This is a genomic window from Pseudomonas sp. CGJS7 (assembly GCF_036961695.1).
In genome coordinates, this window is sequence record NZ_JBAMDI010000319.1 from 1 (window position 1) to 676 (window position 676).

The window sequence follows — 676 nt, forward strand, 5'->3', positions numbered from 1 at the left end:
GCTCGCCGCGACCGCTCAGGGCCAGGCCGTCAGCACCAACTGTAATATTGGTTACTGCGTCAGGCGGTGTGATGTCCGGCGCATCGAATTGCAGTGGCGCCGAGGCGTTGCCGGCGGCATCCACCAGACGCACATCGAGCGCTTCACCATTGGCCTGGGCAGGCGACAAGGTGAGGCTGAACAGGCCGTCGGCACCGACGACGCCGGTGCCAATTAGGTTGCCGGCAGCATCGCGCACTTGCACGGTAGCGCCGGGCTCGCCGCGACCGGTGAAGGTGACGCCATCGGCCAAGGCCAGGTCAGTCGGTTGTGCAGGCGGCAGCAAGTCAGCCGAGGTGACCGAGCCCGGTTGGGATACGTTGCCAGCGGCGTCGGTGAGGGTGACTTGCAGCGTACTGCCATCGGTGATGGCCGGGTTCAAGGTGATCGCGAAGGTACCATCCGGATTGACCGTGCCCGTGGCAACTACGGTGCCTGCGTCATCGCGTACCTGAACGCTGGTACCGGCTTCGCCACGACCGCTGAGTTGGCTGCCGGCAGCGCTGATCACCAGATTGGTCGGTGCTTCAGGCGGGGTGGTATCGCCGCCGTCGATGTCCGGCGCGGTAAGGTTACTGGCGGTGGAGGCGTTGCCTGCCGCGTCGGTGGCCGTCACCTGCAGCACTTCACCGTCTAT

1 protein-coding gene is annotated in these 676 nt (G+C 65.7%); it reads right to left on the reverse strand.

The genetic code is table 11. From position 1 onward, the window contains the following. Positions 1-676, reverse strand: a 676-nt coding sequence (locus V7787_RS52880) for an Ig-like domain-containing protein (protein WP_336095462.1), incomplete at both ends; no start/stop codon positions are given.